The 18,528-nt window shown below is 71.5% G+C and carries 15 protein-coding genes; 4 read left to right on the top strand and 11 right to left on the bottom strand.

Annotation, left to right across the window (positions count from 1 at the left end):
• The coding region (locus G4D87_RS15440) for an Ig-like domain-containing domain (RefSeq protein ID WP_240358302.1) at positions 1–982 on the top strand (982 nt) is incomplete at its 5' end.
• A 1-nt stretch (position 983) separates the two neighbouring features.
• Here G4D87_RS15440 and G4D87_RS15445 read toward each other — a convergent pair.
• The gene (locus G4D87_RS15445; RefSeq protein WP_163782831.1) at positions 984–2,303 is read right to left on the bottom strand and encodes an MFS transporter; all 1,320 of its coding nucleotides are present in this window, start codon (positions 2,301–2,303) and stop codon (positions 984–986) included.
• Positions 2,304–2,346: 43 nt separating this feature from the next.
• Positions 2,347–2,934: a Crp/Fnr family transcriptional regulator gene (locus G4D87_RS15450; protein WP_163782832.1), complete on the bottom strand. Its 588-nt coding sequence runs from the start codon at positions 2,932–2,934 to the stop codon at positions 2,347–2,349.
• Positions 2,935–2,999: 65 nt separating this feature from the next.
• On the opposite strand from G4D87_RS15450, the gene G4D87_RS15455 reads away from it, so the two are divergent.
• Complete coding sequence (locus tag G4D87_RS15455) at positions 3,000–4,250, top strand: sterol desaturase family protein (RefSeq protein ID WP_163782833.1); 1,251 nt, start codon at positions 3,000–3,002, stop codon at positions 4,248–4,250.
• A 7-nt stretch (positions 4,251–4,257) separates the two neighbouring features.
• Here G4D87_RS15455 and G4D87_RS15460 read toward each other — a convergent pair whose 3' ends face one another.
• Positions 4,258–5,097: a hypothetical protein gene (locus G4D87_RS15460; protein ID WP_163782834.1), complete on the bottom strand. Its 840-nt coding sequence runs from the start codon at positions 5,095–5,097 to the stop codon at positions 4,258–4,260.
• On the bottom strand, positions 5,094–7,628 hold the full coding sequence (locus tag G4D87_RS15465) for a TonB family protein (RefSeq protein WP_163782835.1): 2,535 nt from the start codon (positions 7,626–7,628) through the stop codon (positions 5,094–5,096). Before G4D87_RS15465 ends, G4D87_RS15460 begins: the two co-directional genes overlap by 4 nt.
• Positions 7,629–7,744: 116 nt before the next feature.
• Here G4D87_RS15465 and G4D87_RS15470 point away from each other — a divergent pair, with 116 nt between their 5' ends.
• Complete coding sequence (locus G4D87_RS15470; RefSeq protein ID WP_163782836.1) at positions 7,745–8,632, top strand: hypothetical protein; 888 nt, start codon at positions 7,745–7,747, stop codon at positions 8,630–8,632.
• Positions 8,633–8,639: 7 nt separating this feature from the next.
• Here G4D87_RS15470 and G4D87_RS15475 read toward each other — a convergent pair whose 3' ends face one another.
• The 6 genes from G4D87_RS15475 to G4D87_RS15500 all read right to left on the bottom strand — a co-directional run bounded on the left by G4D87_RS15475 (position 8,640) and on the right by G4D87_RS15500 (position 14,880).
• The gene (locus tag G4D87_RS15475; RefSeq protein ID WP_163782837.1) at positions 8,640–9,875 is read right to left on the bottom strand and encodes a hybrid sensor histidine kinase/response regulator; all 1,236 of its coding nucleotides are present in this window, start codon (positions 9,873–9,875) and stop codon (positions 8,640–8,642) included.
• 188 nt (positions 9,876–10,063) lie between these two features.
• Positions 10,064–10,441, bottom strand: coding sequence for a thioredoxin (trxA, locus tag G4D87_RS15480; protein WP_163782838.1), 378 nt, complete (start codon positions 10,439–10,441; stop codon positions 10,064–10,066).
• Between the two features lie 13 nt (positions 10,442–10,454).
• On the bottom strand, positions 10,455–10,778 hold the full coding sequence (locus tag G4D87_RS15485) for an FKBP-type peptidyl-prolyl cis-trans isomerase (RefSeq protein ID WP_163782839.1): 324 nt from the start codon (positions 10,776–10,778) through the stop codon (positions 10,455–10,457).
• Between the two features lie 150 nt (positions 10,779–10,928).
• Positions 10,929–12,188 (bottom strand): hypothetical protein, encoded by a 1,260-nt coding sequence (locus G4D87_RS15490; RefSeq protein WP_163782840.1) that lies wholly within the window; start codon positions 12,186–12,188, stop codon positions 10,929–10,931.
• Positions 12,189–12,252: 64 nt separating this feature from the next.
• Entirely contained in the window at positions 12,253–14,145 is a 1,893-nt protein-coding gene (gene nadE / locus G4D87_RS15495) for an NAD(+) synthase (RefSeq protein ID WP_163782841.1), read from the bottom strand.
• Positions 14,146–14,223: 78 nt separating this feature from the next.
• On the bottom strand, positions 14,224–14,880 hold the full coding sequence (locus G4D87_RS15500) for an LON peptidase substrate-binding domain-containing protein (protein WP_163782842.1): 657 nt from the start codon (positions 14,878–14,880) through the stop codon (positions 14,224–14,226).
• Between the two features lie 160 nt (positions 14,881–15,040).
• Here G4D87_RS15500 and G4D87_RS15505 point away from each other — a divergent pair, with 160 nt between their 5' ends.
• The gene (locus G4D87_RS15505) at positions 15,041–16,030 is read left to right on the top strand and encodes an alpha/beta hydrolase family protein (RefSeq protein WP_163782843.1); all 990 of its coding nucleotides are present in this window, start codon (positions 15,041–15,043) and stop codon (positions 16,028–16,030) included.
• 13 nt (positions 16,031–16,043) lie between these two features.
• Here G4D87_RS15505 and espC read toward each other — a convergent pair whose 3' ends face one another.
• On the bottom strand, positions 16,044–18,527 hold the full coding sequence (gene espC / locus G4D87_RS15510) for a serine histidine kinase EspC (protein WP_240358304.1): 2,484 nt from the start codon (positions 18,525–18,527) through the stop codon (positions 16,044–16,046).
• Position 18,528: the final 1 nt, after the last annotated feature.

An 18,528-nucleotide genomic window follows, 5' to 3' on the forward strand; every position in this document is an offset into this window, starting at 1 on the left:
CCACCAAGGCCCTCCGATGCGAACCGCCGCCACCACCACCCTGCTCGCCACGTGCGCCCTGCTGGCCCTGGCCGGCTGTGACAACGACGACCCCGTCACCCCGACGCCCGACGCCGGCACCCAGCCCGACGCGGGCACACAGCCCGACGCGGGCACCCAGCCCGATGCCGGGGCGGTCCAGGGGCCCATCGTCATCGGCTCCACGCCCTCGGAGGGAGAGACGGACGTGCTGCCCGTGGAGCTGTTCAAGACGGACGCGATGACCACCGCGGCGCGCAAGCGCGTCACGCTCGTCTTCGACACGCCCATGGACACCACGGCGGCGGAAGTCACCCTCGTCGACCGGACGACTCCGGCCAATGCGCCTCGCACCCTGACGGGCACCTGGCTCGAGTACGGCCTGATGCTGGTGGTCGACATCCCTCGGCCCGAATCCGACCTGCCCCCGCTCGAGGAGGAGACGGCGTACACCCTGGAGCTCGGCGGACTGAGGAGCGCGGAAGGCCACGCGGTGGACGCGTCCCACGCGGGGCTCGGCGATGGACGGCTGGACTTCACCACCGGCCGGCGCGACGGCACCACCGAGCACGCCTGCGCCCACGCGCTGCTGGAGAGCCCGGTGCCCGTCACCGCGAGCGCCTCCCCCAACATCTACCCCGCGACGGACGCCTCCCACGAGTTCTACGCCCTGACGCTCCCCGCCAGCGACACGTCCTTCCTGGGCTACACGGAGGTCGTTTCAGGAGAGAGCCGGGACGAGCCCGTCGTCCTGTACCTCGACCGCCCCATCCCGGTGGCGGTGCACGACACGACGGAGGGCGAGGACGCCATCGCCGCCGCGCTGGAGCCCGCCCGGCCCGTCTGCCTGCCCGCCATCAGCCACACGCTGAAGTTCACCGCCCCCGGCGGCGACCGCTTCCTCCGGCTCACCTTCGGGCCGACGGAGCAGGAGACGTTCAACTTCGTCTTCGAGCGCTACTGAGTCAGGGCCCGGTGGCGGGGTGCAGCGCGACGCCCCGCCCCGCGCGCAGCAGGTGGAGCGCGAGCCCCACGCCCATGACGCTCACCGCGGCCACGTAGTGCGCGGGGGCCAGGGGCGACACCTTCATCATCAAGGTGACGACCAGCGGGGTGAGCCCGCCGAAGAGGGCGTAGGCCATGTTGTAGGAGAAGGACAGCCCCGAGAAGCGCACCGGAGCGGGGAAGGCGCGCACGATGGCGGTGGGGACCACCCCCACCACGCCCACGCTGAAGCCCGCCAGCGCGGACAGCGGCACCAGCGCCTCCGTGGAGGCCGCCGCGCCCAGGTACAGCGCATACGCCGCCGCCAGCATCAGCACACAGCCCAGCCCCAGCGACGGGCCCACGCCCACCCGGTCCGCGAGGAGGCCGTAGGCCACGCAGCCGAACGTGAGGCTCAGCGTGGCCACGCTGCTGGCCACCAGCGCGTGCGTGGCGGTGACGGAGTGCAGGCTCTGCATCAACGTGGGCGTCATCAGGATGACCACGACGATGCCAGCGGTGAGCACCCAGGTGAGCAGCATGGACATCACCACGGCGCCGCCATGGCCTCGCAGCACGGCCTTGAGCGGCAGCTCCTTCACCAGCGCCTTGCGCCGCCGCAGCTCCTCGAAGACGGGCGTCTCCGCCAGCCAGCGGCGCAGGAACACCGCCAGGAAGCCGAACACGCCGCCGATGAGGAAGGGGGCTCGCCAGCCGTAGGCGCTCACCTGCTCGGGGCCCAGCAATGAGTTCACCGCCGTGGCCACCAGCGAGCCCAGCAGGATTCCGAAGGTGAGCCCCGCGGTGAGCGTCCCACACGCCAGCCCCACCCTGCGCGAAGGGACATGCTCCGACACGAAGACCCAGGCGCCCGGGACTTCGCCGCCCACCGCCGCGCCCTGCACCGCCCGCAGCAGGAGCAGCGCCAGGGGCGCCGCGTAGCCCGCGGTCTCATAGGTGGGTAGCAGACCTATCAGCAGCGTGGGCACCGACATCATGAACACGCTCAACGTGAACATGCGCTTGCGGCCCGCCCGGTCCCCGAAGTGGGCCATGACGATGCCGCCCAGCGGGCGCGCCAGGTAGCCCGCCGCGAACAGGCCGAAGGCCTGCAACTGCCGCAGCCACTCCGGCGTGTCGGGCGGGAAGAAGCGCTCGCCGATGACCTTGGTGAAGAAGACGAAGATGATGAAGTCGTAGAACTCCAGCGCGCCGCCCAGCGCCGCCAGCGTGAGCGTCCGGGCGTCTTCACGAGTCAGTGGCCGCTGCGGGAGGTCCTGCGAGGATGGGAAGGAGGACATGGCGGGTCGGCGCTCGATGAAACCATGGACCGCGCCGCCGCGCTCACTCCGCCCGCTTGCGGCGGCGTGACACGATGCGGCTCAACGCCACCTCGGTGATGCCCAGGTAGGCCGCGACGTCCCGCTGGGGGACACGCCCGTGCAGGTGGGGGTGTTCCTGCCAGAAGCGCTCCAGGCGCTCCTCCGCGGACAGGTCGAGGAACTCCTGCTCGCGGCGCTCCTTCAGGATGTAGTGCTGCTCCGCCACCCGCCGGGCGAGCTGGGCCCAGCAGGGGTGGCCGGCCTCCAGCGCTTGAAGGTCCCGCGCCTGGAAGGCCAGCACGCGGCCCGGCTCCAGCGCTTCAATGGACGTCATGGAGGGCTGGCCCTGCAACATCTCCGCGTAGGCGCCGATGAGCTCCCCCTCAGCGCGGAAGGCCTTGATGGACTCCTCCCCCCGGGCGGAGACGCGCACCGCGCGGAAGACGCCCTGGAGCACCAGCCCGAAGCGGTCCGCTGGGTCGCCTGGCCGCAGGAAGAGCGCCCGCTTGTCCAGCGCCTGCTCCCGCGCCAGCACCTCCGCCTTCAGCCATTCGCTGGCGGGGAGCGGCGTGAGCGCGGCGATGTGCTCGAAGAGCTTCGGGTATCTCAAGCGGAGGGCACCTGGGCTTAACCCAGGTTAAGGCGGCCTTCCTCCGGGCGCCATACACCGGCGGCATGAGCATCAACGTCTACGCCGTGGCCACGCCCTTCGTCATCGTCCTGGCGCTGGGGGAGTTCGCCTACTGCGTCATCCGGCGCAACGGGTACTACGCCTTCCAGGACTCCATCGCGAGCATGGGCACCGCGGTGCTCAACCAGTGCGTCAACGTGGCGGTGGCGCTGCTGGTGCTCCCGCTCTTCATCCAGTTGGGACAGTTCGCGCCCTGGCAACTGGGGGTGTCGTCCCCGCTGGAGCTGGTGGCGCTCTTCCTGGGCGTGGACTTCCTCTTCTACTGGTTCCATCGCTTCGGCCACCGCACCAACATCGGCTGGGCCGCCCACTCGCCGCACCACTCCACCGAGGAGCTGAACTACGCGGTGGCCCTGCGCGCGAGCGTGACGCAGCGCCTCTTCTCGTTCCTCTTCTACTGGCCGCTGGTGCTGGTGGGCTTCCCGCCCGAGGCCGTGCTGGCCATGGTGGCCTTCCACCTGGTGCTCCAGTTCATTCCGCACACGCGCGTCATCCCGAAGATGCCCCGGTGGATTGAGTCCTGGCTCAACACGCCGTCGCACCACCGCGTCCACCACGCGCGCAATGACGTCTACATCGACAAGAACTACGCGGGCTTCCTCATCATCTGGGACAAGCTGTTCGGCACCTTCCAGGAGGAGCAGGAGGCGTGCTCCTACGGCCTCACCTCGCCGCCCAACACCTGGGACCCCACCGTCATCAACTTCCAGGCGTGGGGGAAGCTCGTCGGTGACGCGGTGGCCACCAAGAGTCACTGGGACCGGCTGCGCATCTGGGTGATGCCCACCGGCTGGCGGCCCGCGGACCTGCCGCCGCGCCCCTCCCTGGGTTGGAAGAAGGACGGCGTGGAGCTGAAGTTCCAATCCACCGAGCTGCCCGGCACCCGGGGCTACCTCGTGTTCCAACTGCTGGCGGCGATGCCCTTCATGCTGCTGGTGAGCCACCACGCCTCGCCGCTGACCGGCTGGCAGAAGCTGGTGCTCAGCCTGCTCTTCTGGGCCATGGCCACCGCGTGGAGCGGGATGCTGGAGTCACGGCGCTGGAGCCTGCCGCTGGAGCTGGGGCGGGTGCTCGTCATGGGGGCGGCGGTGACGTGGTGGCTGGTGCACGCCTCCGCGCCGCAGAGCTGGACCGCGCTGTGCGCGGCGTGGATGGGCGTGTCGCTCGTCTGGCTGGTGCTGGTGGTGCGCGGCGCAAGTCAGGGCGCCACGCCCATGCCACAGGGCTCGCGCTGAACGCGCGTCAGGCGGGCTCCCACGTCCCGGCGAAGGCCGTGTAGCGACGCACGTTGAGCGTCAGCGCCCGGTACACCTGCGTGTCGGGCGTCAGGTCCACCCCCCCGCCGCCCTCGGGCACCGTCACGCGGTCGAAGTGCGCGCCTTCAAACCACCGGTGCGGCTGCACCTCCACGACGAAGCGCCCGCCTTCGTCCAGCTCCGCCGCGATGGGCACGAAGTCCACGCGTTGCAGCTCCACGGGCGGCGGGAAGTCCAGGGCCACCCGGAACGGGACGTGCGTCTCCTGCCGGGACGCGGTTCCTTCCAGAATCATCGACCGGCCGCCCAGCGCCGCCCCCTCCGCGCCCAGTGCGCGGGAGGGCGGCTGGAGCAGCAGCGAGAAGGAGCGCGCCAGCCCGGCGATGCCTGGCGAGCGCCCCAGCTCCCGCACCTCGCCCGCCTCCGCCAGCAGGTCGAACACCACCTCGCGGTCCCACTCACCCAGCACCGTGCCCCCGGAGAAGAAGTGCCCGTCGTGGGCGTGCGCGGTGGGCAGCAACCACTGTCCCAGCCGTCGCAGGACGCGTGGCGCAGCGGCCGTGGGCTCCAGCGGCGAGGCGTTCTCGAAAATGTAGATGGGGCCCAGCACCATCACCCCGGAGGACAGGCGGATGCGCCAGCCCAGGTCCGTGGTGAACTCGCCGAGCGAGTCCTCTCCGGGCGCCTTCGCGGTGCGCAGGCCCATGCGGAAGGTGACGCCGCGGCCTCCCGTGCCGGAGAGGCCACAGGCGGACGCGCCTCCCACGAGCGCGGTGCCCAGCATCCACGAGAAGGCGCGGCGGGTGGTGTGCGGCGGGGACGTCATGGCGAGTCCTCCTGGAGGTCCAGGTGCAGGGTCAGCGTGCCCATGAAGGTGCGGGGCGCGCCCGCGGTGAAGTGCCGGGTGGCCATCAGCGACGGAGGCGCGTCCGGGCCGCGGAAGTTGGACACGTAGTTGAACTCCGACTCGCGCCAGCGCGTGTCGAGCAGGTTCTCCACCGACAGGCCCACCTCCACCGCCTTCCAGCGGGCCCGCGTGCCCACGTCGACCAGGAAGATGGGCGCGCTGTAGCGGTCCAGCGGCAGGGGCCTGGGGCCGATGGCGCTGTGTCCCACGGCCACGTTCCAGTCCACCTGCTGCCCTGCGACGCGGGTGGTGCCTCGCAGCGACGCATCCACGCGGCCCAGCAGCTCCGGGATGTAGGGCATCACCGCCCCGTCCCACAGCTTCCACGCCGAGGCGCCGGGCACCGGCAGCGTGGCGCGCGCCCAGGCCAGCGAGGCCTGGATGTCCACCCGCTCCCGCAACGTCCCGCGCGCGCTGACGAAGGCGCCCAGCCGCTGCGAGGCGCCCACGGGCTGGTTGCGGCCCACCGTCTCGTCGAACACGAAGTCCTGCGACACGCGCGTGGCGAAGAAGGCGCCGCGGGCCTCCAGCGCCAGGGGCCCGTCCAGCCGCCAGCCCAGGCCCGTCTCACCCGAGGCCACGCGGGCGTAGGGCGCCAGCTCCGCGTCGGACAGCGCGGCGGCGTCGCTGGAGCGCGCGCCCAGGCCCGCGCTGGTGAGCCAGGTGAGCCGGGGCGTCAGGCGAAGCTCCGCCGACGCGCGCGGACTGGCGAAGAAGCCGTAGGCCTCCAGGGACTCGTCCGGGAGGCGGGGGCCATCCCGGTCCTGGGTGGGCCGGTTGAAGTCGTCCACGCCGAAGAGGAAGGTGTCCAGGCGCACGCCGCCGCGCAGGGTGAGCCATGACAGGGGGGCCACTCGCAACGAGGCGTAGGCCCCCAGGTTCGTGGTGCGCACCTGGTTGTCGAAGACGGTGGCGTAGGGCACGCCGCCGCTGTCCCTCAGCCGGCGCGAGCGCGTGCGCACGTCGTCGTAGCGGGCCACGTAGCCGAGCTCCAGCGGCTGCGGTTGCCCCAGCAGCGTGAGCCCCGGGACGTAGCGGCCTCGCAGGCCCAGGGTGGAGCCACGGTAGTACCCCTCCGTGTTGTCGCCGCGCTGGCCTTGGCCGTCCGGCGGGGTGGTGTCCAGCAGGAAGCCCGTGAAGTTGTCGCGGATGCGCGTCTGCCGGAGGAGGACGTAGCCCTGCTGGACGAAGCGCCCGCCGCGCTTCAGCCGTGACTGGAGCTCGGCGGAGAGGATGTGGCGCTGCCCCGCGCCGCCCTGGTTGGGGTCGTAGGAGCAGAAGAACTGCGAGTCCGCATCTGGAGCGCACGGCATCCGGGCGTCCACCACGTCCGTCTCCCGCACCACCCCCGGCGACGCGAAGCGCATGCCATAGCTGGTGCCGAACAGGCGCAGCCGCGACGCGTCGCCCACGCGCAGCTCCACCTGCGCCATGAGCCCCGCGTTGGCGTAGGAACGGTTGGGGCCGTAGCCGTGGCCCTGGCGCAGCAGCAGTCCCACGAAGGTGGCCTCACTGGCCTCCGGCGGCCCCCAGAGCAGGGACAGCCGGCGCGCGGCGTAGCTGCCCGTGGAGAGGGACGCGGTCAGGCCGCGCCGCGCCAGCCCGAGCTGGTACTCCACCGTGCCCGCCACGCCGAAGTCGCCCTGGGACGGGTCATAGGGGCCTTCGGTGACGCGCAGGGACTCCACCAGCTCCGGGATGATGAAGTACGTGTCCGCGTAGCCGTGGCCGTGCGCGTGGGACACCTCGTTGAGGGGGACGCCGTTGAGGCGCAGCTCCACGTCCTTGCCCTCTCCCGCGTCGAAGCCCCGGATGTAGATGCTCTCCGCGTGGCCCTCGCCGCCGTGGTTGGCCAGCATGACGCCGGGCGCCAGCAACATCAGGTCCGACGCGGAGCGGCGCGGCACGTCCGCGAGCTGTCCCACCGGAATGTGGAAGTCGCCCACGGCGACCGGCGGCGGTGCCTGGGCGGCGCCGCGGACCGTGGTGGAGAAGGACGGCGGCTCCGGCGCCACGGGCGCATCCGAGGCAGGCGGCTCCGGCGCCACGGGCGCGTCCGGAGGCGCCTCCGCCCCATCCTGTCCGGAGGCCACGGGCTCGATGTGGTGGCCATGCACCGGCGGCACGAAGGTGACGGGCACATCCACCCGCACGTCGATGGCTTCTTCGCCGCGCCGAGCCGGCTGGAACCGCCAGCGCAGCGCGGCATTCATCGCGGCGCGATCAAACGCAACGCCAGCGGACTGCCGCACGTCCACCCGGGACACCTCGCCCGCGCGGTCAATGGTGAGCCGCAGCAGGACGGTGGCGGGCACCTCGGGCGCGGGCACGTCCGAAGGCAGCACGGGCCCTGGCGCCTCCAGCGGCACGGGTGGCGTCACAGGTAACTCGCCCGTGGCGCTCAGTACGCAGAGCACCAGAGTCGGAATCCACACGGGTGATGACCTCACTAGGTTCCGGAGCGACCCGCCCTGGAGCGGAATTCACGCATCCGAGTTGCATCCACACCCCAGATACACCACGCCCCGATTGACTCGCAACCACGTTGCAATTAACTACTTATTGCATGAACACGGAGCGGCGGCAGTCCCGGAAGTGGTGGTGCGCGGCCCTGGTGGCGTGGGGCCTGGCGGGAACGGCCTGTGACAACGTGGCCACGGGCGACGTCCAGGTCACGATGAGTGGGGGTGATGGCACGCAGCGTGGGCTCCCGGACACGCTCTTCCAGGATGGCTGGTCCATCCAGTTCACCCGCTACCTGGTGTCGCTGGGCGACGTCACCCTCACCTCCGCGTCCGGCGAGACGCACGGCAGCAGCCGCCACGTGCTGGTGGACGTGCAGAAGGGCGACATCCCCCTGGTGGAGTTGACGGGTGTTCCAGCGGGCCGCTGGGACGTGGGCTTCCGGGTGAGTCCCCCCGAGGCGCGCACCGAGCTGGCGGACGGGCAGGTCTCCGCGGAGGACCTCGCGATGATGCGCGAGCGCGGCTTCAGCTACTTCGTGGAAGGCCACGCGACGAAGCAGAACGAGCCCGTGCTGCGCTTCCGCATGGGCTTCCCCGTCAACGCGCTGATGAACAACTGCATCAACGGCGCGGACGGGACGCAGGGCATCATCGTCCCGGAGGGCTCCGTGGCCCGGCCCGAGGTCACCATCCACGCCGAGCACATGTTCTATGACAGGCTGGGCACGCATCGGGGCGTGCAACTGCGCTTCGAGGCCATCGCGGCCACCGCGGGCGCGGACCACGTCATCACCCCCGAGGGGCTCGCCACGCAGGCGCTCACCGACCTGAGGGGCCGCGACGGCGCCGAGCTGCGCGACGCCCAGGGCCAGCCCGTCATCTACCAGCCCGGCGCGTTCGACGTGCGCACGCTCCAGGAGTTCATCACCCAGAGCGTGGTGGATCAGGCCCACCTCAACGGAGGCGGCGTCTGCGCCGTGGTGAAGTGACGGCGCGTCACGCCGTCATGGGCAGGGGGGACTTCCCCGCGTCGCTCACACCGTCGTCGAGCAACCGCGCCTCCGCCCGCCGGGGCAGGCAGACCCGGAAGGACGTGCCCTCGCCTTCCGAGGAGCGGACCGTCAGCCGCCCCCGGTGCGACTCCACGACGGCCCGGGCGATGTAGAGCCCCAGGCCCAGACTGGAGCGGGCCAGCCCTCGGGAGTCCTCGCCCCGCCGAAAGGGCTCGAACAGGTGCGGCAGCAGCGAGCGAGGAATGGGCGCGCCCTCGTTGTGGACCTCCAGGAAGACGGCGTCCGGCTTCTCCCAGGTGGAGAGGCGGACGGCGGACGACTCCGGGCTGTACTTCAAGGCGTTGTCCAGCAGGTTGGCCACCACCTGCCCCATGCGCTCCAGGTCCCAGACACCGTGCAGGCTGTCGCGTGAGAAGTCGCACCGGATGATGCGGCCCGGCCGGGCCACCTGCAGCTCGTCCGCCACCTCGCGGCACAGCGCATTGAGGTCGCCCGCCCGGGGCATGACGGGGAGCCCGCCCCCCAAGCGGGAGCGCGTGAAGTCCATGAGCAGCTCGACGATGTGCTGGATGCGCTCGCCGCTGCGCGCCACACGCTCGAACGCCGTCTGCTGCGCCGGCTCCAACGCGCCTCCGGAGAGCTGACTCCTCGCCGTCGTCAGCACGACGGACAAGGGCGTGCGGATGTCGTGGCCGACGATGCCCATGAGCTGCTGCTCCAGCTCGGAGGCCCGCTGCGCCGCCTCCTCGGCCCGGCGCCGCTCCGCGAGCTCCACCGCCTGCCGCTTCACCTGCTCGCCGCGAAGATGCAGCATCACGAAGACCCGCACCTTGGCGCGCAGGATGTCCGGGTCCACGGGCTTGAGCAGGTAGTCCACGGCGCCCTGGGCATAGCCCCGGGTGACGAAGGCCGCCTCGCGGCTCAGCGCGGTGATGAAGAGGATGGGCAGGTGGCTCGTCCGCTCGCGCGCCCGGATGAGGTTCGCCGTCTCCAGCCCATCCAGCCCTGGCATCTGCACGTCCATGAGGATGCAGGCGAACTCTCCGCGCAGCAGCTCGCGCAGCGCCTCCTCGCCAGAGCGGGCCAGCACCAGCTCCTGGCCGAGCGGCTCCAGGATGGCTTCCAGGGACAGCAGGTTGGCGGGCGTGTCGTCCACCAGGAGGATGCGCGCGCGCGGCGTGTCCTCCCCTGGGGTACTTCGAAGAACGGAATGCGGCATCGAATCCAAGACGTGGGGTGGAGGGAGGCGGCCTCGCGGACCGGCCCATCCGGGCCTGACCGCTGCGAGCCACGTTCCGACAACACCGTCTGGGGCCCTCACGTTCCAGCGCCCCGGTTCCTGGAGCGCGGCGGGTGGCCAGCGGCGGACATGCCACCGGCCCCCCGCCTGGTAGCTGAGGGCAGCCGTCAGGCCTGCGGCGGCTCCCCGCGCCTGGCGGCGACTTCCTTGCGGACCTGCTCCATGTCCAGCGCCTTCACCTGCTTGAGCAGGTCCTCCAGCGCGGCGGCTGGCAGCGCTCCGGGTTGCTCGAACAGGAGAATCCCGTCACGAAACACCATGAGCGTGGGAATGGAGCGAATCTCGAACGCCCCAGACAGCTCCTGCTGGGCATCCGTATCAATCTTCCCGAAGACGACGTCCGGATGCTGGTTCGAGGTCTGTTCGAAGATGGGCGCGAAGGCACGGCAGGGGCCGCACCACGTCGCCCACCAGTCCAAGATGACAATGCCCTCCTTGGACACCGTCTCCTTGAAGTTGTCCTTGGTGATTTCGACCGCCGCCATCAGGTCCTCGCTTTCAACGAACGTCCAGGAGCTCCACCTCGAAAAGCAGGGTGGAGTTGGGGGGAATAACGGGCGGGAACCCGCGCGCGCCATAGCCCATCTCCGGCGGGATGGTGAGCTTGCGCACGCCGCCCACCTTCATGCCGGCCACGCCCTTGTCCCAACCTTCGATGACCTGCCCGGCGCCCAGGCGGAACGTGAAGCCCTGGCCCCGGTCCCGGCTGCTATCGAACTTGGAGCCGCTGGTCAGCGTCCCCACGTAGTGCACGGTGACGGACTTGCCGGCCGTCGCCTCGGTGCCGGTGCCCACCTTCACGTCTTCCATGTTCAAACCCATCCAACGCTCCTCTGACCGCGTGAAAGGGCGGCACCTTAGCGCGACCTCAGCGCCCGTGCGCCCCTGGAAAGCACGGCGGCGCGGGCCCGTTGGCTACCGGGCACCGCGCCACCGCTTCCAGCTTGAACCCCCTGGGGCTTCGTCTCCGCGTCAGAAAGTGCCGCCGACGCTGACCGTGCCCTGGTAGCTGCCGCCCCCCTCGAAGTCACCGCCGCCCGGGTCGATGCCCGGAGCGAAGTCCTTGTCGAAGAGGAAGTTGTAGTTGGCGCGCGCGTCCACGACGAACTGGCCGACGTGACCTCGCAGCCCCAGGCCCGCGGGCACGTTGCCCACGGTGTCATCGCGGTACCCCAGGGACTCGCCACCCCGGAAGTTGTAGTCGTTGATACCGATGCCGCCCAGCAGGTACGGCTGCCACGCCGTGGGCGCGATGCCCAGCGTCAGGACGGCTTGCCCGCCATTACGCACGAGGTCCGGCCCGCTCGCGCCCGTCTCCGCGTTGCGGATGTTGTTCAGCGCGCCCGTGTAGCCCAGCTCGATGCCCAGCACCTTGGACGGCTTGATGGCCGCGCGAACGCCCGCGGTGGCACCGGGGCTGAGCTGCGGAGCCAGCGCGCCGGTGTAGCCCTCCACACCGCCGCCCAGCATCACCGAGAGGCCCTTGATTTTGTTCTTGTCCTCGCGCTGCTCCACGTCCATCGGCTCGGCGCGCTCGGCCGACGGCTGGAAGTTGGAGGGAGGCGGCGTCGTGGCGATGCCGCTGCCACCCATGGCGTCCTCCTCCGGCGGCGGGTACGCGGACTCCGGCTCCGGGTAGACGGGCTGCGTGGAAGGCTGCCCGCTGCCGCCCGTGCCCATCGGCGGCGCCGGCGGCACCACGAGCTGCTCGCTGTCATGCGTGCCCTGGGGCGCGGCGGGAGGCGGCGTCATGGACTCCTGGCCGCTGCCGCCCGTGCCCTGCTGGCCCACCGGCTCGCAGCGGACGGGCACGTTCATGTAGACCTCGCCCTGGGCGCCCGAGGGCTGCTGGCCGCTGCCGCCGAGGGCCGCGTCGTCCATGCCCTCCTGGCCGCTGCCGCCCATGCCCATGCCCATGCTGTCCTGCGACTGCTGCCCGGAGACGTCGGGCACGGGCTCCATCTCCAGGATGATGGTGTCGTCCTCCTGCAGCATGTCATCGCCGCTCAGGTCATCCTGCTGCCCCTGGGCCACCATTGCGTCTTGCTGGCTCTGGCTGGTGCTGGCCTGCGGGGGCGGGCAGTCGCCGTCATCGGCAACAGCAACGCCTCCGTACATGAGCGCCGCAACGGCGCCCGCCAGAATCTTCGCTTTCATCCATGCCTCCATCGTCGAGTGGCAGACATGAAGGTTGTTTCCCGTGTGACATCCGGCAAGGCTCGGCGGCGGCACTCACCCCCGGGGGTAATTGCCCGGGGAGCAGGCCACCGGGCGTGGTGGGCGGCCCACAGGCGTGCTACGCCGGCCGCATCCACTCCGTGCCGGTGACGACGGGCAGTTGCAACGCGCGCTCCCGGTCCAGGTCCAGGTTGCCGATGTGGAGCGACAGCGGTGACTGCACCCACTTGTAGATGGACTGCTGGAAGAGGCGGACGAACTTCTCCACGTAGCCGCTCAGCCGGGAGGACTCCACCTCCGGGAACATGGCGGTGAGCGCCTGGAGGATTTCGGCGGGCGTCAGCTTCTCACTGCCGTACAGGTAGAAGCAGGCGTCCAGGATGGGGAAGGGCATCAGCTCCTCTTCGCCCACCTGGTCATGCGCCAGCTCCGGCCCCGCGGGCTTGGCGAGCACCTTGCGGATGCCCTCATACCCCGTGGTGTCCTGGAGGTAGTCGAGCAGGTACATCACCACCGTCTTCGGGACGTTGGCGATGACGGCCAGCGCGCCCATGAGGTCCCCGCCGATGGTGGTGTAGCCCACGGACTTCTCGCTCATGTTGCCCGTCTGCAGGAAGAGCCCGCCGCAGGAGTTGCTCCAGTTCCACATGCGCTGGGCGCGCAGGCGGGCCTGGATGTTCTGCTCGGTAATGGGCGTGACGTCCTTGCCGCCCAGCATCGTCTTCGCGACGGCGCGCTCGCGCTCGAAGGCCTCGTCGATGGACACCACCTGGAAGGCCACGCCCAGCTCGCGCGCAATCGTCTCCGCCGCGTCGCGCGTGGCGTCGCTGGAGTAGCGGCTGGGCATGTAGAACGCCTGGATGAGCGAGCCGGGGTTCTCCGGCCGCGCGCGCTTCGCGTACCGGTGCGCGATGAGCAGCGTCAGCAGCGAGTCCCGCCCGCCCGACAGCGCGATGCCCAGCACCTGGAAGGCGCGCGTCTTCTCGAAGTAGTCGCCCACGCCCAGGCAGAGCGCGTCCAGGAGGTCCTCGCACAGCGCCTCCCGCGCGGTGCGGCGCGTGTCCGGGGACGGCAGGAAGAAGCTGCGGTGGGGAGGCACCGGGTACGTCAGCGCGTCGCGCTGCGTGTGCACCGCCTGGGTGCAGTCCAGCACCGCCGCCGCCTGGCCGCCTTGCGCCAGCCACGCCTCGCGGTCCACGCGCCAGGTGGTGGCCTCGGCGCGCAGGCGCAGGGTGCGGTCCAGGTCCACCACCGCCGCCGCGTAGCCTTCCTGGAAGCGCGGCGTCTCCATGACGTGGCGGCCGTTCTGGTTGAGGAAGCCGCCGCCGTCGAAGATGAGGCCGTCGTTGCTGCCCACCGCGTTGCAGTAGGCAATGGTGCACTGGTGGTCCGCCGCGCGGGTGGCGATGAGCTCGCGCCGCGTCTCCACGAAGCCCAGCCGGAAGGGGGACGCGGACAGGTTCACCACCAGCTCCGCGCCGGAGTACGTGCGCCGCCGCATGGGGCCATCCGCGCTCCAGATGTCCTCGCACACCTCCGGGGACACAACGCCGAAGTCGAAGCGGAACAGGTAGTCCCCCAGCGGCACGCCCCGGTGGACCTCCGCCATGCCCGGCTGACCGCGGCCGAAGGTGCGCGCCTCGTAGAAGACGCTGTAGGTGGGCAGCTTCTCCTTGGGGACCAGGCCCAGGATGCGGCCACCGGCCACCACCGCCGCGCAGTTGAGGCGCAGGCCCTGGTGGGCCACGCCCACGCCCACCACGAAGACAGTCGGCAGCGCCGCCGTCTCACGCGCGAAGCGCTCCAGCTCCGGCCACTGGCGGTCCATGAAGCCCTGCCACTGCACCATGTCCTCGGCCGGGTAGCCGGCGATGACCTGCTCCTGGAAGACGCCCAGCGTGACGCCCTCCGCCGCCATCTTCCCCGCCAGCGCCAGCGCCTTGTCCGTGTTCCGGATGAAGGCCCCCACGGTGGTGTTCACGCTGGCAAGCCCGAGCTTCACGAGCCGCATGGTTGCTCCCGTCCCTTTCGATGACGCGTCCGGCGCGCAGCAATGCGCGGCCCGCCGGACAAGGCAAGCGCAACCCGCTCAGTTCAAGGGGCCGGTGGGCCGCAGGGGCTGGAGCCTGCCGATGAGCGCCCCCACGTCCTCCAGCACGCCCTCCAGGCGCCTGCGCACGTCCAGCTCCGCCAGCAGCGCCTGCCGCCGCTCGGGCTCCGGGATGACGGCGGACGCCACCACGTCCGCGAGCATGCCGCCCTGGGCCCGCGCGGCCACCGGCAGCAGGTTCTCCGCGAAGGACGGCGGGACGCGGCCGGCCAGCTCGAAGACGGCCTGCCGCAGCTGCTCCTCCTCCGGGCCCTCGAAGGGCACGTCCGGCAGCACCTCCGCGAGCACCTCCCGGTAGGCCTTCTCCGTCGTCAGCTCGGACGTCATGCGGATGCGGCTCACACCTTGGAGGAGGATGTTGTAGCGCCCCTCCTCCACCTGTTCGTCCCAGACGATGACGCCCGCGCACATCATGGGCAGCATGGGCGGCTTGCCGCCGTAGTTGCCTTCCCAACCCGGCTCCAGCTGGGACAGCGCCAGGACGCGGTCCCCCGCGAGCGCGTCCTGGATGAGCGCCCGGTAGCGCGGCTCGAAGATGTGCAGCGGAATGACGGTGTGCGGGAACAGCACCGCCGACGGGAGGGGGAAGACCTTCAGCGCGCTGGCGGCACGCTCGACGCGTTCTTGAGCGGTCATGGGGAGCACCTTGGAGTGATAAGCCCGGCTCCCCCCAGCCGCATTCCTGACGAGCCCTGGAATGATATGCCCTGTCCCACCGACGGGCCCACACCGCGCCTCGGAGGACAGACGGAATCCCGGGAATTCCACATCCCCACCCTTCCCGCACGGGCGTAGGATGGCGCGGGTGCTGCGAACCCATCCGGTGGACGTCCTCTTCGCGGGCCTCTCCCGCCGCGCCCGGCTCTTCTCCCAGGGCTGGGGTGACGAGCAGTTCCTCGAGGAGGTCGCGGCGGCCGCGCCGTTCCAGCAGCGGCTCGCGCCCATCGCGCCCGAGTGGAGCGCGCCCCGGCTCCTGCGCGGCCTCCAGGTCCGGGACGGCACCTTTCCTTCCCCGCTGGCCCGGCTCGACGCGGCGGCGCGCACGGCCCATGTCCGGTGGCTGAGCGCGGGGCAGGGGCGCACACGCGGCGCCTGCGTCGTGCTCGCGGCGTCCCGCGAGGAGGGCTTCTCCCTGCGCGAGCGCATGTACGCGCCGCTGGCGCGGGAAGGCATCGACCTGTTCCTGCTGGAGAACCCCTATTACGGCCTGCGCCGCCCCGTGGGCCAGAAGGGCGGCGCGCTGCGCACCGTCAGCGACCACGTCTTGATGAACCTGGGCATGGTCGACGAGGCCCGCGCGCTGCTCGCGTGGCTGCGCGGAGAGGGCCACGCGCGGCTGGGCGTGGCGGGCTACAGCATGGGTGGCTACATGGCGGCGCTGACGGCGGCCGTCGTCCCGGAGCCGCTCGCCGTGGCGGCGCTCGCGGCCGGAGCATCGCCCGTCCCCGTCTTCACGCAGGGGCTGCTGTCCTGGTCCATTGCCTTCGCGTTGCTGGATGGCCCCCGGCGCGACGCGGAGCAGGCCCGGAGCCGGCTGGGGCGGATTTTCGACCTGGCGAACCTCACGCGCTTTCCGCCTCCGCGGCAGCCCGAAGCGGCCGTCCTGGTGGCCTGCCGGCGGGACGGCTTCGTGCCCGGTGACGAAACGCTCGCGCTGCACGCGCACTGGCCCCGAAGCGAGCTGCGCTGGGTGGACGCCGGGCACGTCACCGCGCTCTTCACGGAGCGGGCCGCGCTGTGCGCCGCCATCCGGGATGCGCTGGCGCGGGTGGACGCCACGGCGTGAGCGCGTGCGTGCCTCAGTGCCGCACGCCGCCAACGGCCGCCACGGGCGCCGCCTCACCCACGCGCGGCTCCGGCTCCACCGCGGCCAGGGCCGTGGCCACCGTGCCCATGAGCAGCTCCGGCCGGACGGGCTTCTCCAGCACGCGGGTGGGCACGGAGTCGATGAACGCGCGGGACTCCGGCGTATAGGCGCCGCCGGAGATGAACACCACCCTCGCGGCCAGGTCCGGCGCGTGGGCGCACAGGTGCTGGTAGACGGCGGCGCCGTCCGTCTCCGGCATCTGCAAGTCACACAGGATGACGTCGAAGCGGTGGCCCGCGTCCACCAGCGCCAGCGCCTCGCTGCCCCGCGTGGTGGTGACGACGTCGTGGAAGGGCTCCAGCAGCAGCCGCATGGACTGCGCGAGGCGCGGCTCATCATCCACCACCAGCACCCGGCCCCGCCGCGCCACGGGCGGCTGCGGCAGGCTGACGCGCGGCAGCGGCCGTGGCGGCGCGGGCGCATGCACGCGCGCGGGCGGCAGCAGCACGCTGAAGACGGAGCCCCGGCCCGGCTCGCTGCGGACCTCCAGCTCCCCCCCGTGCGCGCGGACAATCTGCTGGCAGATGGCGAGCCCCAGCCCCGTGCCCTCGCCGCTGGACTTGGTCGTGTAGAAGGCCTCGAAGATGCGCGGCAGCACGTGCGCGGCAATCCCCGCGCCGCTGTCCACCACGTCCACGCGGGCCCGGCCGGAGGCATCCGTGCTGGTGCGCACGCGCACCTCGTTCATGGACGGGTTGCCCTCTGGAATCGCCTGCATCGCGTTCACCAGCAGGTTGAGCAGCACCTGCCCCAGGCGGGCCTCGCTGCCCGACACGCGCGGCACCGGACCGAACTCCTCCACCAACCGGGCGCGGTGGCGCAGCGCGTGGCTGATGATGCGCACCGCGGGCGGCACCAGCGCGTTGAGGTCCACCAGCCCCGGGTCCTGGGTCCCCTGGCGGCTGAACATCTGGAGGTCCCGGACGATGAGGCGGATGCGCTCGGCGCCTTCCAACGCGCCCCGCACGTTGGCCATGGCGTCGCGCATGCCCGACATGCCGCCCTGGCTCAAGCCGCGCTCGGCGGCCTCCAGGTTCAGCACCAGGTAGGCCAGCGGGTTGTTGATTTCGTGCCCCACTCCGGCCGCGAGCGTGCCCACCGCGGCCACGCGTTCGGCCGCCACCAGGCGGGCCTGGAGCTCCTTGGTCGCGGAGATGTCCCGGTGGGTGGCCACGAAGTGGGTGATGTCCTCGCCCGTGGCGCGCACCGGGGACAGCAGCACCTCACTCCACACGAGGCCGCCCTGCTGGTGCGTCAACTTCACCTCCGCGAACACCGGCTCGCCCGCGAGCAGCGACTGGCGCGTGCGCTGGCGGAACTCCGGCTCCTGCGCGCCGTAGAGCAGGCACGGGTCCTGGCCCACCAGTTCCTCCAGCCGGTATCCCAGGAGCGAGCACAGGGCCTCGTTGGCGAACACGGTGCGCAGCGCGCCTCCCGCGCGGACCTCCGCGATGAGGACACCTTCGTGCACGCTGCGCACGGTGGTGCCCAGCAACTGGAGCTGGCCAACGGCGCGCTGCCGCTCGGTGCTCGCCGCCGCCAGCAGCAGCCCGGTGACGGCGTTGGCGGCGATGAAGAGCTGCAGCACCAGCAGGTCCTGCGTCAGGTCATCCGTGGCGAAGGGCCCCTGCCCGCGCGCGGTGCCCACGATGGAAGCGGCGGCGATGCACAGCGTGGCCGCCGCCGCGCCCCGAGGACCGAAGCGAAGCGCGGCCCAGGCGGACATGGGGAAGAGGAGGAAGGCGGCCGCGTGCGCCGCGCTGTGCGGCAGCGCCGGTACGAAGAAGATGGCGCCTCCCAGCACCGTGGTGAGCCCCGCGAGCACCACCGCCTCGCCGCCCCGCCGCGGCCAGGAGCACCGCTTGAACAGCATCAGCGCCGGCGCCACCACCAGCACGCCCATCAAGTCCCCCACCCACCACACGCGCAGGCCCGTGGCCAGGGACGTCCACGGGAGCCGCCCGCCCAGCGCGAGGCTCGCCGCGCCCACCAGGGCGCTCACGCCCAGGCACAGCGCGCCCGCTCCCGCGCACAGCGCGACGACATCGCGGATCCGCTCCAGCCCCTTGTCGAACCCCACCCGCCGCAGCAGGCCCACGCCGAGCACCGCCGCCAGCGTGTTGCCCACGCCCACGCCGAGCGAGGCCACGACGGGCACCTCCGCCAGGATGGACATGACCGACGCGCCCACGAAGACACCGGGCCAGCGTGACACACCCAGCACCACCAGCGCCGCCAGGGACACTCCCGCCGGAGGCCAGGCCGGGCTGATGTTGCCCACGGTGGCCACCTTCTGACCCAAACCTCCCGCGAGGAGATACACGACGACCAGGCCCAGCATCTCCATCAGATGCCGGCCTTGAACTCCACGTTCACTGGCTCGGAGCAGCCCGAAGATGACCCTTCCCCCCGACACC

The sequence above is a fragment of the Myxococcus vastator genome (assembly GCF_010894475.1).
In the GTDB taxonomy this organism is placed as follows: domain Bacteria; phylum Myxococcota; class Myxococcia; order Myxococcales; family Myxococcaceae; genus Myxococcus; species Myxococcus vastator.

Bases quoted from the DNA above. Each gene is read 5' to 3' on its own strand.
- nadE (WP_163782841.1), bottom strand. From the start codon at position 14,145: ATGCGGCTCGTGAAGCTCGGGCTTGCCAGCGTGAACACCACCGTGGGG.
- G4D87_RS15455 (WP_163782833.1), top strand. From the start codon at position 3,000: ATGAGCATCAACGTCTACGCCGTGGCCACGCCCTTCGTCATCGTCCTG.
- G4D87_RS15470 (WP_163782836.1), top strand. From the start codon at position 7,745: ATGAACACGGAGCGGCGGCAGTCCCGGAAGTGGTGGTGCGCGGCCCTG.
- G4D87_RS15500 (WP_163782842.1), bottom strand. From the start codon at position 14,880: ATGACCGCTCAAGAACGCGTCGAGCGTGCCGCCAGCGCGCTGAAGGTC.
- G4D87_RS15460 (WP_163782834.1), bottom strand. From the start codon at position 5,097: ATGACGTCCCCGCCGCACACCACCCGCCGCGCCTTCTCGTGGATGCTG.
- G4D87_RS15485 (WP_163782839.1), bottom strand. From the start codon at position 10,778: ATGGGTTTGAACATGGAAGACGTGAAGGTGGGCACCGGCACCGAGGCG.
- G4D87_RS15505 (WP_163782843.1), top strand. From the start codon at position 15,041: ATGGCGCGGGTGCTGCGAACCCATCCGGTGGACGTCCTCTTCGCGGGC.
- trxA (WP_163782838.1), bottom strand. From the start codon at position 10,441: ATGGCGGCGGTCGAAATCACCAAGGACAACTTCAAGGAGACGGTGTCC.
- G4D87_RS15445 (WP_163782831.1), bottom strand. From the start codon at position 2,303: ATGTCCTCCTTCCCATCCTCGCAGGACCTCCCGCAGCGGCCACTGACT.
- G4D87_RS15475 (WP_163782837.1), bottom strand. From the start codon at position 9,875: ATGCCGCATTCCGTTCTTCGAAGTACCCCAGGGGAGGACACGCCGCGC.